At 56.3% G+C, this 15,600-nt stretch carries 13 protein-coding genes; all 13 read right to left on the bottom strand.

Annotated elements, in window-relative coordinates; all coding sequences use genetic code 11:
* Positions 1-18: 18 nt before the first annotated feature.
* The 13 genes from R9B85_RS19245 to ihfB all read right to left on the bottom strand — a co-directional run bounded on the left by R9B85_RS19245 (position 19) and on the right by ihfB (position 15,230).
* Positions 19-2,016 carry a polysaccharide biosynthesis protein gene (locus tag R9B85_RS19245; protein ID WP_423770458.1) on the bottom strand — a complete coding sequence of 666 codons (1,998 nt, stop codon included), beginning with the start codon at positions 2,014-2,016 and terminating at the stop codon, positions 19-21.
* 64 nt (positions 2,017-2,080) lie between these two features.
* Entirely contained in the window at positions 2,081-3,091 is a 1,011-nt protein-coding gene (locus R9B85_RS19240; RefSeq protein WP_423770457.1) for an MraY family glycosyltransferase, read from the bottom strand.
* Positions 3,088-4,053 carry a UDP-glucose 4-epimerase family protein gene (locus R9B85_RS19235; protein WP_423770456.1) on the bottom strand — a complete coding sequence of 322 codons (966 nt, stop codon included), beginning with the start codon at positions 4,051-4,053 and terminating at the stop codon, positions 3,088-3,090. Before R9B85_RS19235 ends, R9B85_RS19240 begins: the two co-directional genes overlap by 4 nt.
* The gene (locus R9B85_RS19230; RefSeq protein WP_423770455.1) at positions 4,053-5,303 is read right to left on the bottom strand and encodes a glycosyltransferase family 4 protein; all 1,251 of its coding nucleotides are present in this window, start codon (positions 5,301-5,303) and stop codon (positions 4,053-4,055) included. The genes R9B85_RS19235 and R9B85_RS19230 overlap by 1 nt, the downstream gene beginning before the upstream one ends.
* 14 nt (positions 5,304-5,317) lie before the next feature.
* Positions 5,318-6,448, bottom strand: a complete 1,131-nt coding sequence (gene wecB / locus R9B85_RS19225) for a non-hydrolyzing UDP-N-acetylglucosamine 2-epimerase (protein WP_252379033.1) — start codon at positions 6,446-6,448, stop codon at positions 5,318-5,320.
* Positions 6,449-6,470: 22 nt separating this feature from the next.
* Positions 6,471-7,589: a UDP-2-acetamido-2,6-beta-L-arabino-hexul-4-ose reductase gene (wbjC, locus tag R9B85_RS19220; RefSeq protein WP_423770454.1), complete on the bottom strand. Its 1,119-nt coding sequence runs from the start codon at positions 7,587-7,589 to the stop codon at positions 6,471-6,473.
* A 4-nt stretch (positions 7,590-7,593) separates the two neighbouring features.
* Entirely contained in the window at positions 7,594-8,634 is a 1,041-nt protein-coding gene (locus tag R9B85_RS19215; protein ID WP_423770453.1) for a polysaccharide biosynthesis protein, read from the bottom strand.
* A complete protein-coding gene (locus R9B85_RS19210; RefSeq protein WP_423770452.1) occupies positions 8,631-9,821 on the bottom strand; it encodes a glycosyltransferase in 1,191 nt (396 codons plus the stop codon). The genes R9B85_RS19215 and R9B85_RS19210 overlap by 4 nt, the downstream gene beginning before the upstream one ends.
* A 59-nt stretch (positions 9,822-9,880) precedes the next feature.
* On the bottom strand, positions 9,881-11,278 hold the full coding sequence (locus R9B85_RS19205) for a hypothetical protein (protein WP_423770451.1): 1,398 nt from the start codon (positions 11,276-11,278) through the stop codon (positions 9,881-9,883).
* Between the two features lie 80 nt (positions 11,279-11,358).
* Complete coding sequence (locus tag R9B85_RS19200; protein ID WP_423770450.1) at positions 11,359-12,804, bottom strand: sugar transporter; 1,446 nt, start codon at positions 12,802-12,804, stop codon at positions 11,359-11,361.
* A gap of 309 nt (positions 12,805-13,113) precedes the next feature.
* Positions 13,114-14,544, bottom strand: a complete 1,431-nt coding sequence (locus R9B85_RS19195; RefSeq protein WP_423770449.1) for an MBL fold metallo-hydrolase RNA specificity domain-containing protein — start codon at positions 14,542-14,544, stop codon at positions 13,114-13,116.
* A 100-nt stretch (positions 14,545-14,644) separates the two neighbouring features.
* Positions 14,645-14,908 (bottom strand): lipopolysaccharide assembly protein LapA domain-containing protein, encoded by a 264-nt coding sequence (locus tag R9B85_RS19190; RefSeq protein WP_133978595.1) that lies wholly within the window; start codon positions 14,906-14,908, stop codon positions 14,645-14,647.
* Positions 14,909-14,927: 19 nt separating this feature from the next.
* On the bottom strand, positions 14,928-15,230 hold the full coding sequence (gene ihfB, locus R9B85_RS19185) for an integration host factor subunit beta (protein ID WP_087501542.1): 303 nt from the start codon (positions 15,228-15,230) through the stop codon (positions 14,928-14,930).
* Between the last annotated feature and the right edge of the window lie 370 nt (positions 15,231-15,600).

Genomic DNA, 15,600 nt, shown 5'->3' with positions numbered 1-15,600 from the left:
AGACAATGCCAACGTAAATCAGGGCTCCAGGCGCCGCTGCTGATAAATCCAGTCAACAATCTCGCCTTCCGGCGAATAACCACTCACGGTCTCGCGCAGCAGCTGCCGTACCCGCACAAAATCATCAGCCGCCACCGCCGCCATCAGTTGACGCAATAGTTCCTTGAGCGTATCCCAGGCAATGAAATCTTCATTGGCGCTCATGATCATTGGGTGGCGGGTGGCAATTACGTTGTCGCCAATCAGCAATTCCTCATAGAGCTTTTCTCCTGGCCGCAACCCGGTGAACTCGATGGCGATATCCCCCATCGGGTTACGCTCGGAGCGCACACTGAAACCAGACAGGTGAATCATTTTCTCGGCCAGCTCCACGATTTTCACCGGTTCGCCCATGTCCAGGACGAACACATCACCGCCCTTGCCCATGGAACCCGCCTGGATGACCAGCTGTGCCGCTTCGGGAATGGTCATGAAGTAACGGGTGATCTTCGGGTGAGTGACGGTGAGCGGGCCGCCGGCCTTGATCTGTTTATGGAACAGCGGAATGACCGATCCCGACGAACCCAGCACATTGCCGAAGCGGACCATGGTGAAGCGGGTCTTGTTTACCTGCGAAACGTTGCTACTGTCGCCAAATAGCACAGGCGCCACTTCGCGGCTCAGGGCCTGCAGGGTCATTTCGGCCAAGCGTTTGGTACTGCCCATCACATTGGTCGGGCGCACGGCCTTGTCGGTGGAAATCAGCACGAAGTTGGGAACGCCTGCCTGCAGCGCGGCCTGAGCGGTGTGCAAGGTGCCGATGACGTTGTTCATCAACCCTTCGGCGATGTTGTGCTCCACCATCGGCACGTGCTTGTAGGCGGCGGCATGGTAAACGGTGTCGACCCGCCAGGTGCGCATGATGTCGAGCATCTGGGGCTGGTTGCGAACCGAGCCCAGAATGGGCACCAGGCTGACCGCCAGGGATTCGCGCGTTACGCGCTGCTCCAGCTCAGAGAGGATGCTGTAAAGGTTGAACTCGCTGTGGTCGAACAGCAGAAGGTACTTGGGGCCCTGCCCCAGGATCTGCCGGCACAGCTCCGAGCCGATCGAGCCGCCCGCCCCGGTCACCAGTACCGTTTGCTCGCGGATGCAACGCTCAAGAAGGTCGGCCTGTGCCGGTACGATATCCCGCCCCAACAAGTCGGCAATATCGACCTCTTGGATATCATCGACTTTCACTCTGCCACTGGCCAGGTCCATGATGCCCGGCACACTGCGAACATGCAGTGGGTAACCTTCCAGGAAATTGAGAATCTCCCTACGGCGGGTGCGCGTCGAAGATGGGATTGCCAGCAGAATTTCCTGGGCGCCAGTGACGTTGATCATCTGCTCCAATTGCTCTGGCCGATAAACCTGCAGCCCGGCGATTACGCGATCACTGATACTGGCATCGTCATCAATGAATGCCACCGGGCGCATGGCCCGGTCCATGCGCAAGGCGGCCACCAACTGGTTACCAGCAGCACCGGCACCGTAAATTGCAACTTTGGGCAGGCCATCGTCACGCTGGGCGAACGGCACATGCTGCGCAGCTGCGGCAAACCAGTCGCCCAGAAAGTATTGGCGCATGGCCAGGCGCAGCCCGCCAATCATGATCAGGCTCAGCCACCAGTAGTTGAAGGTGATCGAGCGAGGTACGACGTTTTGATGGTTGCTGGCCCAATAGATGATGAACCCAAGAATCAACGCGGAAAGCGTAACGGCCTTGATGATGGCAATCAGCGCATCATTGCCGAAATAGCGCATGACTGCGCGGTACAAGCCGAAGCGGATGAACAGAGGAATGGCAACCACGGGTGCGCAAAGGAACAACCAGGTGTGATCGATCAATGGGTTGGCCAGCTCATCGATACCCAGACGCACCACGAATGCCAGCCAGAGTGCAACCCACACCAGTACTACATCTGCCAGTACCTGCAGCAACCGCTTTTGTCGACGAGGCAGCCCGAGCAGTTTTTTACGCACGTTGTCCATAGGCTCCCACAACATCCTTCTGATTGTCATTAACCGATTCTTCGTCACATCTACCAAATAGCAACTATTCCAGACTACCGGCGCGGAAATAGGCCGCGATCAGCACTAGAGGAACGTAGGCAACGATCAGCCCCAGGACGCCGTCCAGACCCAACAACAGAACACTCAGGGCCACTGGCAGTAGCCAGCACACATTCATTGCCGTGACAGACAGGGTTACCGGCAGGTGCCTGCCATAACGACGAGACGCGAACTGATAAGCATGGCTGCGATGCGCCTCGTAAACCTTGTCACCGCGCAACAACCGACGAATCAACGTGTAGCTGGCATCGACGATGAACACACCCAGCAAGATCAGCCAGCACCAGAACAGCTGGGAAGACAGCCAGGCGGCCTGCAGCGACAAACCACCCAGGACAATCCCGAGAAAACCACTGCCTGCGTCACCCATGAAAATTTTCGCAGGAGGAAAATTCCAGAACAGGAAACCCGCCACAGCCGCAGCCAACAGCAGCGGCAGTGCCATCATGCCTGCTTGCCCACTCACCCAGTAAAGCAGACTGGCACCCAGGCAGACAGTGATTGCCTCGACACTGGCAATCCCATCGATACCGTCCATGAAGTTGTAGAGGTTGAGCAGCCAGACCAGGTATACCGCTGCAACAACGGCACCTGCCCAGCCCAGGTCAAGTGCCCAGCCGAACACTTGCAGTGTCGGCAACCCACCCAACCAGAACAGAACCCAGATGGCAGCAGTAAAGTGGCCCAGCAACCGCCAACGGGCGGCGATATGACCGTGATCATCCATGAAACCGAGCACCGCGATTACGGCCCCTGCCCCACCCAAGGCAATCAATGCGTCTGCCTGGGCGCCGGGCTGGAAAGCCATCGCTGCCAACGCGGCCAGAAACGCCACGACGATCGACACACCGCCGCCACGGGGCGTGGGGATCGAGTGCGAACTGCGGGCATTGGGTACATCGATGATGTTTTTGGCCAATGCATAACGCCGTAACGTTCCAGTCATGACCAACGAACACAGAAGCACAACGGGTAAAAGCCACCAAAGCATCATTTGTTCGACAATTCCTGAAAATGTTGCGCAGTAGCCCTGAGCGCGGCGTCGACACTTACCGGCGGCTGCCAGCCGAGCACCTTACGCGTTTTTTCTATATCCACCTGCAAAGACCCGCAAAGCCTTTTGGACAATGCCGTGCGGCCCAGCAAACTGGCACCACCACTCAGCACCCAGGCAGGTATGGGCAGCAACCGCGGCGGCACGCCCAATGCCTGGCCCATACGGCGCAATAGCGCAGTGGTGGAAAGGTCCTCACCGTCGCTTACCAGAAACACCTGGTTCGCAGCCGCAGGGTGGTCGACGCAGGTCAAGATCAAGTCGACCAGGTTGTCGAGCGCAACCAGGCTGCGGCGATTGTCGATGGCCCCGAATGGCAGCGGCACACCTTTGTTCAACCAGCGCATCATGGCTTCGAAGTTGGCCTTGACCCCAGGACCATAAACCAGAACGGGCCGGATGATAACTATTTCCAGGCCAGACGCTTTCGCCAGCGCCTGCAGCTCAGCCTCTGCTTCCATCTTTGAAATGCCATACGGGTCCTGTGGCTGCGGGCTGTCATCCGCAGTATACGGCTGCCCAGCTGCAGTGCCCTCGCCGTTGACCTTGATCGAGCTTACAAAAATGAAGCGCCTCACCCCTGCGGCTACTGCCTGCCGGGCAAGGTTCAAGGTACCGTGCACATTGACCCTGCGAAACGCAGCGAGTGGGTCGGCTTCGGTATCATTCATCACATGAACGCGGGCAGCGCAGTGAACGACCGTGTCGCAGCCGCGCAGCGCCTCGCCCCACTGGCTCGCTTCATCGAATGACTCGAAGCGCACCGCCTGCACAGCGGCCGGCAATGACGGGCTGTTACCGCGCAACGTGGCCACAGTTGGCATATCTTCTGCCAATAGCCTGCGCAACACGGCACTGCCCACGAAGCCGCTGGCCCCGGTGAGGAATACACGATGCTTCATCAACTTGTCCTTCGTAAGGTGGCACCACCAAACAGCTGCTCAAGACGTGTCAGCAGTACCTGGCGAGCGAATTCCTGTTCATAAAAGCGACGGCCGCTATCCCCCATGGCCTGGCGCTGCTCAGGTGCCAGCATGGCCATCTTGCGAGTGATGGTTGCCAGCCCTTCGCCATCCCCGGATGCACAGGCATAGCCCGCACCGGCAGCGTCGATGACGCGCGCCGCCTCACCATTGATCATGCCCAGGACCGGCCTGCCGGAAGCGAGGTAGGCCTGAACCTTGCCTGGGATGGTTTGCTCGAACACATCATTGGTGCGCAGTGACACCAGCAAGGCATCTGCCTGGGCAAAAAGCGGCGGCATGGCCTCGAGGGGATGGCGCCCCAGCAAGTGGACGTTGTCGAGGGCGCGATTGCGCACTTCGTCTGCCAACCAGCCGCTCATGCGGCCGTCCCCTACGATGACCCAACGGATGGCAACTTCACCACGTAACGCTTGTACGGCCTCCAGGATGGCTGGAAAGTCTTGAGCTTCACCGATGTTGCCGGCAAAGACGACCGTGAACACGGAACTGTCCCGTGCAATGAGCGTGCAGGGTTTATCCATTTTCGCCGAGAAGTCGTCTTCGGCCCAGCTGGGAAAATACACCAACCGGTGGTCGTCGATTTTTCGCGTGCAATAACGGCGCACATTGTCGAAGAAGCCGCGTGACTGCAGCAGCAGGTAGTCGGTGCGATTGTAGATCCACGATACCGCCTTGCCCACCAGGCCCAGCAGTCGCCGGTCATGAATGACGTTCACCGCCCGCAACGTCTCCGGCCAAAGGTCGAGCACCCAAACAAACACTGGCGCTCGCTTCAGCCGCCCGATTACTACAGCCGGTATGGCCGCAAGAATGGGCGAAACGGCATAGACGAATACAGCATCGAACTTGCGCCCGCGCAGTTTGAAGGCACCCAGCAAGGATGCCAGCACGCAAAACGACAGGTAGTTCAATACCAACTGCACACTGCGTTTACCACGAGGCACCAAAGGCACACGAACGACTTGCGCCCCTTCATAGGATGAGAACGCTTCGGGGTTGGCCTTGTAGTTCTGGTAGACGCTTCCCTCCGGATAATTGGGGAGCCCAGTCAATACCGTCACTTCATGTCCCCTGGCGGTGAAGTCGCGGACCATATCGTTGATCCGCATGTTCTCCGGCCAGAAGTACTGTGTTACAACCAGTACACGCAATTTTTCAGCTGGCATCGATAGCTTCCGGTTTAGTAACGCTTCCAGACCACGCGGTTCACATAGTCGGTATAGCTGTGCACGATCCGCACAACCTTGTCGGAAACATTCGGCATGCTGTAGTCGGCAACCAGGCGCAGGCTGCGGTTGGCCCCTCGTGCTTGCCGCTCGAGGATAGCCAAACCTTGCAGCACGCGCTCTACTTCAAGGCCAACCATCATCGCCGCAGCTTCTTCCATTCCTTCAGGGCGCTCGTGCGCCTCGCGGATGTTGAGCGCCGGGAAGTTGAGGATCGAAGCCTCCTCATTGATCGTGCCGCTGTCGGAAAGCACCGCGCGGGCTTCGGACTGCAGTTTGTTGTAGTCCTTGAACCCAAGTGGTTTGAGCAAACGCACGTTAGCGTGAAAGGTGATACCCATAGCGTCAACACGCTTCTGGGTACGCGGGTGGGTGGACACGATCACCGGCAGGTCGAACTCTGCCGCCACGGTGTTGAGGACATCTACCAACTTGAGGAAGTTTTTGTCGGAATCGATGTTTTCTTCCCGGTGGGCACTCACGACAAAGAATTTGCCTGGCTCCAGACCAATACGTTGCAGTACGTCCGAAGCCTCGATGCCGCTGCGGTAATGCTCGAGCACCTCGAACATCGGGCTACCGGTCTTGATGATCTGGTCAGCTGGCAGGCCTTCACGCAGCAGGTAGTCGCGGGCAATGGTGCTGTACGTCAGGTTGATATCGGCAGTGTGGTCAACGATACGGCGATTGATTTCTTCCGGCACACGCATATCGAAGCAGCGGTTGCCAGCTTCCATATGGAAAGTCGGAATTTTCCGGCGCTTGGCCGGCAACACGGCCATGCAACTGTTGGTGTCGCCCAGCACCAGCAGGGCTTCTGGCTTGACCTCGGCCAGTACCTTGTCCACTGCGATAATTACATTACCGATGGTTTCAGCCCCGCTTGCGCCTGCAGCACTCAGGAAGTGATCCGGCTTACGGATGCCCAGGTCCTGGAAGAAGATTTCGTTCAGCTCGTAGTCATAGTTCTGGCCGGTGTGCACCAGAATGTGCTCGCAGTATTCATCCAGGCGCGCAATCACCCTCGACAACCGGATAATCTCCGGGCGGGTACCAACGACAGTGACAACTTTCAGTTTTTTCATTAGTTAATCCTCTCGGGGCAGTTCAGGCTTCGGTGCCTACTGGCCGAGCGTAGGTATCAGGATTTTCACGGTCGAAAATTTCGTTGGCCCAAAGCATGACGATCATTTCGTCGTCACCCACGTTGGTGATGTCGTGGGTCCAGCCAGGGACAGTCTCGACAATCTCGGGTTCTTCGCCAGACGTGAACAGTTCGTGGAAGGCCCCAGACACCACATGGCGGAAGCGGAAACACGCTTTGCCTTTGATCACCAGGAACTTTTCGGTCTTGGTGTGGTGGTAGTGCCCGCCTCGGGTAATGCCCGGGTGCGCAGTGAAGTAGGAAAACTGGCCACTGTCCTTGGTTTTCAGCATCTCGACGAATACACCCCGAGGGTCGCCATGCTTGGCGACCGTGTAGGTGAAGTTCTCGGGGGGCACGTAGCTCAAGTACGTGGAATACAGGGCGCGCACCAGGCCAGTGCCCACCGCCTCCGTAACCATGCTCGCGCGGCTGTCACGGAAGGTGCGCAGCAGATCAGCCAGCTCTCCCACCGTGATGCTGTATTGCGGTTCAACCTGAGCGAAAGGCGTGCCAGACTGCACGCCATCCATCACCTGGATGAAGGCCTTTACCACATCGTCGATATAGACAAGGTTGATCCGCGCCTGCGGGTCATTGATGGTGATGTCCAAACCATGCACGATGTTGTGGCAGAAGGTGGCGACCGCCGAGTTGTAGTTAGGTCGCGCCCACTTGCCAAATACGTTGGGCAGGCGGAACAGGTGCACTGCCGAGCCGTGCTGCGCCTGCAGCTCGGCCAAGGCCTGCTCGGCCCCGCGCTTGCTGGCACCGTAGGCGTTATCGAGTTCAGCCTGGCTCGACGAGGTATAAAGGACGGGAATCTGCCGGCCGCTTGCCTCGATAGCTCGGCACAATTCCACAGTCAGGTCGGCATTGCCAACCTTGAATTCCTCGGGATCCTTCGGGCGGTTGATGCCTGCCAGGTGGAACACAAAATCAACATCGCGAACCTTGTCGGTCAACGAGTCAAGGGTATGCTCCCGCGTGAACGGCACCACCTCGATGTCCTTGCGCTCGCCAAGATGCACCAGCAGGTTACGTCCTACGAAGCCGTTGGCCCCTGTGACCAATACTTTCATCGCCTCACTCCTCCGGGGTTGCATGCTCGCCGCGCTCGATGGCGCGGATGAAATCGAGCTTGCGCAGCAACTGCTGCATGCCGGCGACATCAAGGCGCTGGGTATTGTGCGAGTTATAGTCCTCGGTGATGGAGATCTGGGTTTCGCCCTCTTCCACGAACTTCGCATAGTTCAGATCGCGCAGATCTGGCGGTACGCGGTAGTAGTCGCCCATGTCCTCGGCACAAACCATCTCTTCCCGGCTCAGCAGGGCCTCAAAGAGTTTTTCGCCGTGGCGAGTACCGATGACATTGATAGGATGCTCCGGTTTGCCAACCAGTTCGGTCAGAGCCTTCGCCAGCACTTCGATGGTGGCAGCAGGTGCCTTCTGCACGAAGATGTCACCGTTATTGCCATGTTCGAAGGCATAGAGCACGAGGTCGACAGCATCGGCAAGGGTCATCATGAAGCGTGTCATGTTGGGGTCAGTCAGCGTCAACGGCTGGCCGGCGCGAATCTGCTCAATGAACAGCGGAATGACCGAACCGCGGGACGCCATCACGTTGCCGTACCGGGTGCCACAAATCACCGTTTTCTGTTCATCCACATTTCGTGATTTGGCGACCATCACCTTTTCCATCATTGCCTTGGAAATGCCCATGGCATTGATGGGGTAGACAGCCTTGTCTGTACTCAAGCAGACAACCCGCTTGACTCCATTCTGAATAGCCGCCTCCAGGACATTTTCAGTACCCAAGACATTGGTTTTCACGGCTTCGAGAGGGTGAAACTCGCAGGAGGGAACCTGTTTTAGTGCAGCGGCGTGATAGATGTAGTCAACACCACGGGTCGCATTCAGGACGCTCTGATAATCACGCACATCACCAATATAAAATTTTAATTTTGAACTGGCGTAGCGCTTACGCATGTCATCTTGTTTCTTTTCGTCGCGACTGAAAACGCGAATTTCCCGGATATCACTATCTAGAAACCTTTTCAGAACTGCATTACCAAAAGAACCTGTGCCGCCCGTTATCAGCAGGACCTTACCTGAAAATACATTCACTTATTATTCTCCATAAACTCAACAAGCTGTTTTCCGACGGCACGACTTGACTTAGCCCCAAGGACCCAAACCCTACCACGCGCGGCTTTATCAGACAAATACTGTTCATCGGCTGAACTGATCTTGACAAGAGCATCCGCAACGGCACTGATTGAAAAATCCTCAATGATATTAAGATGATCGAAATATTCGTCAGGTATTCCCGCTAGACGTGTTGTGAGTACCGGTATACCAGCAGACATATACTCAATCAGCTTGGAAGGAAAAGAGTAACGAGTGTACGCTTCCGCAGGGTTACGCGTAAGCACCAACAAGGATGCGCGCCCCTGCAACTCCGCTACCTTTTCAGGCGACACAAAACCCAAGTACTTGACAGAGGCATGCTTGGCGCAAGTTTCCGCAAGGTACCCCTCAAGGTCTCCGCGACCGCATAGAACAAGCTCGTACCCTATACCCGACCGCAGAAAGCCTTCGACCAACTCGACAATGCCATACGAGCGATTCACACCACCCGCGTAAAAAATCATTTTTTTGTCAACCACGCCATCGGCAGGGATAGGCAAAGACTCGGAGATTCCCTCGAGCACAAGATAAGGCCTGGCTTTCCAAGCCGGTTGATCCTCAACCATTAGCCGACTGATCACCACCAAGCCATTTGCCGACCGGAGCAACCAAGAAAGCAGCGAGGCATCGATTTTTTTCAACCACCTGAGCAGGCGGCCACGCTCTAGCGCCACATCCATGAAAGAGGGCAAATCCGGCACATACACGTAGTACGGCTTGCCGCACAGCCTGGAATACAGGTAAGCAGCCAAAAGGTTAGGCGAGTGGGCCGCATACACACACACTACATCTGCACTGCGCCCCATGCGCAACAGGCCATAACATGACCCGAGACAACGCGTGAGCATCTTTATCGCGGGAAGGTTGACCAGCGGCATGACTCGCCCTTGTCCGGCACCCTCACCTTGAAGCACAGCACCGGGAAACCACACACGCTTGATGCGCGGAAAGGTGGACACCGCGATGGTGGCGAGTGTATTCACCCTAAATCCACCCAGACGAAGCGCGTCAATAAACCGTGATTCCAGCTTGTACGCCGCCACCTGCGGGAATGCGTCGCCCACTGAATAGTGTTCGAAATACTGCTTTCCGACATGGAAGCCCAACAGCAGGACCTCACGCATAATGCCACCTCCGTTTCGCTCCTGCGCCCCGCACAGTTGGGCGCCATTGCTGTTTTCTCTCATTTCGCGACCACTGCCCTATAGGCTTTTACAACCAGCGCATACACCAACAGCATCAATACCGCCCAGATCACACCGTGATCGTAAAAAAGAGGCCCCTCTCCGGGCAATTGAGAAAGATGGTAGCCCATGACCCCTCCGGTAACCGCCATGGCCCCCATCAACGAACCAGCATGTAGTGGCAACGAAGCAAAAACACCAAGCAATACTGAACCACACAGCAAACCAATCACCGCAAGCGGCCACCCACCCAATGCATAGGCCGTGATATGAACGGCGGCGGGAGCCGTACCACGCTGCTTGAACTGGTCATTGAATATTTCTGTGTACACATAAAAACTCGGGCGGCACTTCTGACCCACCTGGGCCTGCACCAGCAATCCACCGCATACCTGGCCCCGCCGGGTGAAGATTTCATAGTAATAGGGGTAGCTAATGGCCATCCGATTGATAGCATGAAACATCATCTGTGGCACTCGCCCACCGATGACTGAGCTCAGCGCTAACACATCGATTCCTTTCTGCACGCTTGAATCACCCACCTCCACCAGGGCCGACGAGCTACTGGCGTTCTCGGACCGAGTAGTCTCATGCTTGTCGGTCACAGCTTCGGAGACAGGCGGTTGCTGCACAGTTTCGACAGCAGGTGGAGAAATCCTGTAAACAAATGCAGAGATCAGGAAATAAACGAGCAGCAGCACCATCATGCCGACAGCAGCCTTCACAAAGGGATACCTGGGTGTATAGATGAATACTGCCAATACCAACCCAGCATAAAAAATCAGAATAGGCCACTTCATATTAAGCACAATCAGAAGCACCGATATTACGATGGCATTCAGCAGGGTTGCCCCCCCCCACCAAAGCCCGCCCTCACGTACCAACTTGACCACGCCGTAAATCGACAGAAAATGCAGATTTGACATTAGCAGGGCCATACTGAAAAAATTGACCCGCTCACGTATCACAAAGCGCGCCTCGACACTCGAAGCAAAATCGCTCCCTGCCAAAAACAGCTTGAAGGCTTCTGCCTGCCAAAAAGAGTAGATAACTACGCCATAACATAGAACAAGCAGCAATAGGTAAGATGACCGGGTGAATTCCGGAAAGAAGCCTGCCACCCGAAGAACCGTTGACTGCAAAAAGCGTCGCACCAGCCAGACGACCATCGGCGTCACTACAAACGGGGAAAGCAGCAACAGCCAATACCCTGGAGAAAAAAGCGTCTCAAAATTAAATATACGGGCAGTGAACGGTATATTCATTAGGTAGGGACGAGCACTAGGGAGTGCATAGACAAGATTACCAAGCACAACGGTTAAAAAATAAGCAGCCAAGAAAACAACCGGCGCAATATTTATCGACAACCAATCTCGCAACTTATTTGAACCGACCATTCACCCCCCCTAATTCCTTTAAATACGTCGATCTATTATCCGGCATGACAGCATCTGAGCCTCGCACGGCACAGAACACCTCAATCCATTTTCGCGTTCATGAAGTCTCGCCACGACACGGCCTTCCAAACCACTATTAGAGAAAAGAACGAAAAAAGCAGTGTCCACACCAAAGCTCTCACCCACCACACCACACCCCCCAAAGATGCATCGAGCGCCACTTGAAGCAGGTACCCCATCGCCAACGCCATCATCGACACGACGAACGGCTTTACTACCCCCCTGTAAAGATCAACCTTTCTCAAAATAGTTGCTGTTACAACGCCAAAGTACAAGAGCTGCCCAATCACCACGCCCAATGCCACGCCGTACAGGCCGAGCAGCAAACCACCCACATAGGAGAGCCCCAACGAAACCAATGCAGCCATCAATGAAAAATACGCCAGGAGACGCATTCGCCTGTGCACCTCTAGACGCTTCTGGGCGTAAACCGCTGCACAATTCAAGAACACACCAAGATAGGCGATCAATAGCACACCGAGCGGGGCCGAGATGGGCTTTCCGGTAAACTGCTCAAACACCGAAAGCCCAACAAGAGCGATGACGGCCCATAACAGCGAAAAAACCACTACCAAAAAGCCAACCGAGCTTTGAATTAATGCGCCTTCGAACACACCATCACGAAACCGCTTGATGATCAGCGGATGTACCAACATCAGCAATGGCATGCTCAACAACCCGCCCGCTCCGACAAACAAATCCTTCATTGACAAGTACGAGTCCCCTCCCGGGATACCGAGAGAGCCGATAGCAAAACGATCTGCCGCCACCATCAGCAGCATGCCCAGCATCCAAGGAGCCAACGCTGAACCGTAGTTGAAGACAGCACGGACATCGCCACCAAACGCTTTTTTGGCAGCAAGAGGGCTGTGAATACCCATTCTGACAACCGCGCCGATCAACATGATCAGTGCGGCCATGCCATAACCAGCACTCAACGCAAACATGGCATCCGAATACGTTACCCCTAGGCTCGAGTAGCAGAAATAAATGACCCCTAGCTGGGCTACAACCTGCATGACCACAGCCAGCAATTGTTGACGCACCAGAAATGCAGCCTGACAAACGGAAGACATGAAAAAGAAGTACATCTGCGTGAGACACAAGAGCAACACGCAGTAGAAGGTGTCTGGCGCAGAAGAAAAAAGAATGGAAACCAATGCCGCCACTAACGCCGCAAAGGGAGCAAGCGATGTAACCAAGTAAAGACAGCTTGAAAAAAGTGCCCGCTGATCAGCACTGGAAGAAAAATAATAAACATAGGAATTCCCCACCCACATCGCGCTCAATTGCGCCACGATCAATGAGCAGGAGAGACTAACCGAATAGGATACATACTCATCTTCAGGGAAAAATCGATACAGGAAAAATATAAAAAAAACAGTAAGGAAGGCCGGTAGCAACTTAACCGGAACGTACAATAAGAACTTACCAAGGAATCCATTGCCCCTGACACTAATCGCCACTTTCCATCCCCTCCACAAACCCTTCTCTGCGCGACTCAGGGTGGTAGCACTCCGCCAGCGAGCTTACCCACGAAGATCTCGCTGCGGAATAGAATGCAGGATAGTAACTGAAATATTATGACAGGAACAGGATGCCCAATCACATCCTGCCACTCACCCCACCCTCTAACTCGCGACCGCTCTAGATCAACACCTCCCAGAGACTCAACACCCACCCTGCGCACTCACACAACCAAATGACAAGCTCACCATTTAATTTGAACTAACATTCAATTTCGGTGTCGCTGCGTAAAAACTCACTTTCCACGCTCATGGAATGCTAATTTCAACCACCAGATTCTCAGCAGCAAAAGATCGCACTAACGCATGCTTGAGCGCCTGCCTGCTCCCTTGCACTCCATGCACTAGTATCACTTTTGCTCCTTGGCGAGATACCCCTTGCGCAAACCTCACCAAACCCGCCTGATCCGCATGCCCTGAATATCCCGACAACGTCATGACTTTAGCCCGCAGCTCATACATCCGCCCATCCAGATCAATCTGCACAAACCCTTCCGCTCCTTCACTCGCCTGTATCACAGCACCCGGCGTGCCCTTGGCCTGGTAACCGACAAACATCACCTCATGTCGCGGATCCCCCAGCATAGCCTTTAGGTAATTGACGATGCGCCCACCCGAGCACATACCGTTACCAGCAATAACGATCGCCGGCCGCCCGGTGCTCTTCAGGAAATTGACCACCTGCTGGTGGCGGGCGTGGGTGTCCACGCTGATCAGCTGACTGAAACCCAACGGGTCGCGCCCTTCGGCAAGGCGCGCCCGGGCTTCGGCATTCCAGTAGTCGTGCAGTTCTCGATATACACCGGTAATGCGCTGGGCCAGGGGCGAGTCGAGGATGATGGGCAACTGCGCCCAGTCGAGAGGGTCGCCATCGGAGGCCGGGCCGGCTTTGTTCAGCAAGGCCTTGCGGTGAAGGATGCCTTCGAGTTCGTACAGCAGTTCCTGGGTGCGGCCGAGGCTGAAGGCCGGAATCAGCAGCGTGCCCTGGTCCGCCAGGGCGCGGTCGATGGCAGCTTCCAGGCGCTGTTCACGGTCGCCCGCTGGCGGGTGCAGGCGGTCGCCGTAGGTGCTTTCCAGTACCAGTACATCGGCCCGTTCCGGGGGTTGCACGGGGCGCAGCAAGGGGTTGCCACAAGCGCCCAGGTCACCGGAGAACACGTAGCGGGTGTTGGTCTGTTCATGCTGCATGTCGCATTCGACATAGGCCGAACCCAACAGATGGCCAGCGCGCTGCAGGCGAATGCGGCAGCTGAGGCCGGGGCGCTCGGCCAGTGTGTGCCACTGCTCGAAAGGCAGGGGCACGATCAGGTCGCGGATGAAATCAAGGTATCGCGCCACATGGGCGGGCTCGCTGCGGATGCTCAGCTTGTAGGCATCTTCCAGCACCAGTGGCAGCAGCCGGGCGGACGGCTCGCTGCACAGGATCGGGCCACGGTAGCCGGCGGCCAACAGCGCCGGGATGCGACCAACGTGGTCGAGGTGCACGTGGGTGATGACCAGGGCCTGGATGCCCTGCACGTCGAAGCCGAGCGGCGCCGATGCTGCACCTGGCGCGGCATCGCTGCCCTGCTCCAGGCCGCAGTCGATCAGCAGGCTGGTGGACGGATCGAGGTGCAGTTGATGGCAGGAGCCAGTGACGCCGCGGGTGCCACCGTGATGGGAAAGGACGGGATATTCCATGCTGCGCACACTCGCCTGGGCCGAAAATGAAGTGCTATTACTCCATGACGGCCGGTGCTGGCATAGGCGAGACTTTCCTAAACCGATGTAGGAAATGCCCTTAGTTACCGCTCAATGCTGCCTGCCGGGCAGAGGCCTTGATCTTGCGCTTGCTGCGCTGCACGCCGTAGGCACCGAGCAGCGGCCCGACTGCCAGGCCAATGACCAGGGCGGCCAGGACCACCACAGCGACCGGCATTGCCGGTGCAGCCCAACCGAACAGGACCAACGAGACGGTTTGCTGGTTCTCCAGCACGAAGAACAGCACCACAGCCGCCAACAGCAGCACGAACACCGCCGCCAGGGCGCGCTTGAGGTTACGCATCAGATTGCTCCTTGTGGAATCAGGTGTGGGCCTCATCATGCTCTTCTTCATTGACCCGGTCGCGCAGCTCTTTGCCGGGTTTGAAGTGCGGCACGAACTTGCCTTCGAGGCTGACCGACTGGCCGGTCTTCGGGTTACGGCCTACGCGTGGGGCGCGATAGTGCAGCGAGAAGCTGCCAAAACCACGAATCTCGATGCGATCACCAGTGGCAAGGCATTGTGACATCTGTTCAAGCATGGTCTTGATGGCCAACTCCACGTCCTTGGACGAGAGCAGCCCCTGATGGGTGACAATACGTTCGATCAGCTCCGACTTCGTCATATTTTTCCCTTCGTTATCAAGCAGCTAGATCATTGCTTAACCAGTTTGTAGCACGCTGGGAGGGATTTGAACAGGGTGGTTCTTGACTTAATAAAAAATTCAAGATTGAAGTTTTACAGGAATGGTCTAGCTGGCGGGGGTTGGCAGGGCTGGCCCCATCGCCGGCAAGCCAGCTCCCATAGGGGCCGTGCAGGCTTTTGCAAATCCGGCCTGGGTCGCTGCCCCTGCAGAGACGCAGTCTGCTTTCAAGCCAGGCATCGACCTGTTGGGGAGCGGGCTTTTCGCGACACAAGACCGTTTACAAGAGGCCCGTTCAAGTACTGGCGCCCGGCACAGACCATGTGGGAGCGGGTTCACCCGCGAACACCGG

It is taken from the genome of Pseudomonas sp. NLJ1, from assembly GCF_049486705.1.
GTDB classification, from domain to species: Bacteria; Pseudomonadota; Gammaproteobacteria; order Pseudomonadales; family Pseudomonadaceae; genus Aquipseudomonas; species Aquipseudomonas inefficax.
Note: the sequence above shows the minus strand (reverse complement) of the source record. Positions and strands in the feature narration are given on the sequence as shown.

Excerpts from the sequence above, each read along its gene's own strand:
- R9B85_RS19210 (WP_423770452.1), bottom strand. The coding sequence starts at position 9,821 with ATGCGTGAGGTCCTGCTGTTGGGCTTCCATGTCGGAAAGCAGTATTTC.
- wecB (WP_252379033.1), bottom strand. The coding sequence starts at position 6,448 with ATGAAAAAACTGAAAGTTGTCACTGTCGTTGGTACCCGCCCGGAGATT.
- ihfB (WP_087501542.1), bottom strand. The coding sequence starts at position 15,230 with ATGACGAAGTCGGAGCTGATCGAACGTATTGTCACCCATCAGGGGCTG.
- R9B85_RS19195 (WP_423770449.1), bottom strand. The coding sequence starts at position 14,544 with ATGGAATATCCCGTCCTTTCCCATCACGGTGGCACCCGCGGCGTCACT.
- R9B85_RS19230 (WP_423770455.1), bottom strand. The coding sequence starts at position 5,303 with ATGCCAGCTGAAAAATTGCGTGTACTGGTTGTAACACAGTACTTCTGG.
- R9B85_RS19240 (WP_423770457.1), bottom strand. The coding sequence starts at position 3,091 with ATGATGCTTTGGTGGCTTTTACCCGTTGTGCTTCTGTGTTCGTTGGTC.
- R9B85_RS19235 (WP_423770456.1), bottom strand. The coding sequence starts at position 4,053 with ATGAAGCATCGTGTATTCCTCACCGGGGCCAGCGGCTTCGTGGGCAGT.
- R9B85_RS19245 (WP_423770458.1), bottom strand. The coding sequence starts at position 2,016 with ATGGACAACGTGCGTAAAAAACTGCTCGGGCTGCCTCGTCGACAAAAG.
- R9B85_RS19205 (WP_423770451.1), bottom strand. The coding sequence starts at position 11,278 with ATGGTCGGTTCAAATAAGTTGCGAGATTGGTTGTCGATAAATATTGCG.
- R9B85_RS19190 (WP_133978595.1), bottom strand. The coding sequence starts at position 14,908 with ATGCGTAACCTCAAGCGCGCCCTGGCGGCGGTGTTCGTGCTGCTGTTG.
- wbjC (WP_423770454.1), bottom strand. The coding sequence starts at position 7,589 with ATGAAAGTATTGGTCACAGGGGCCAACGGCTTCGTAGGACGTAACCTG.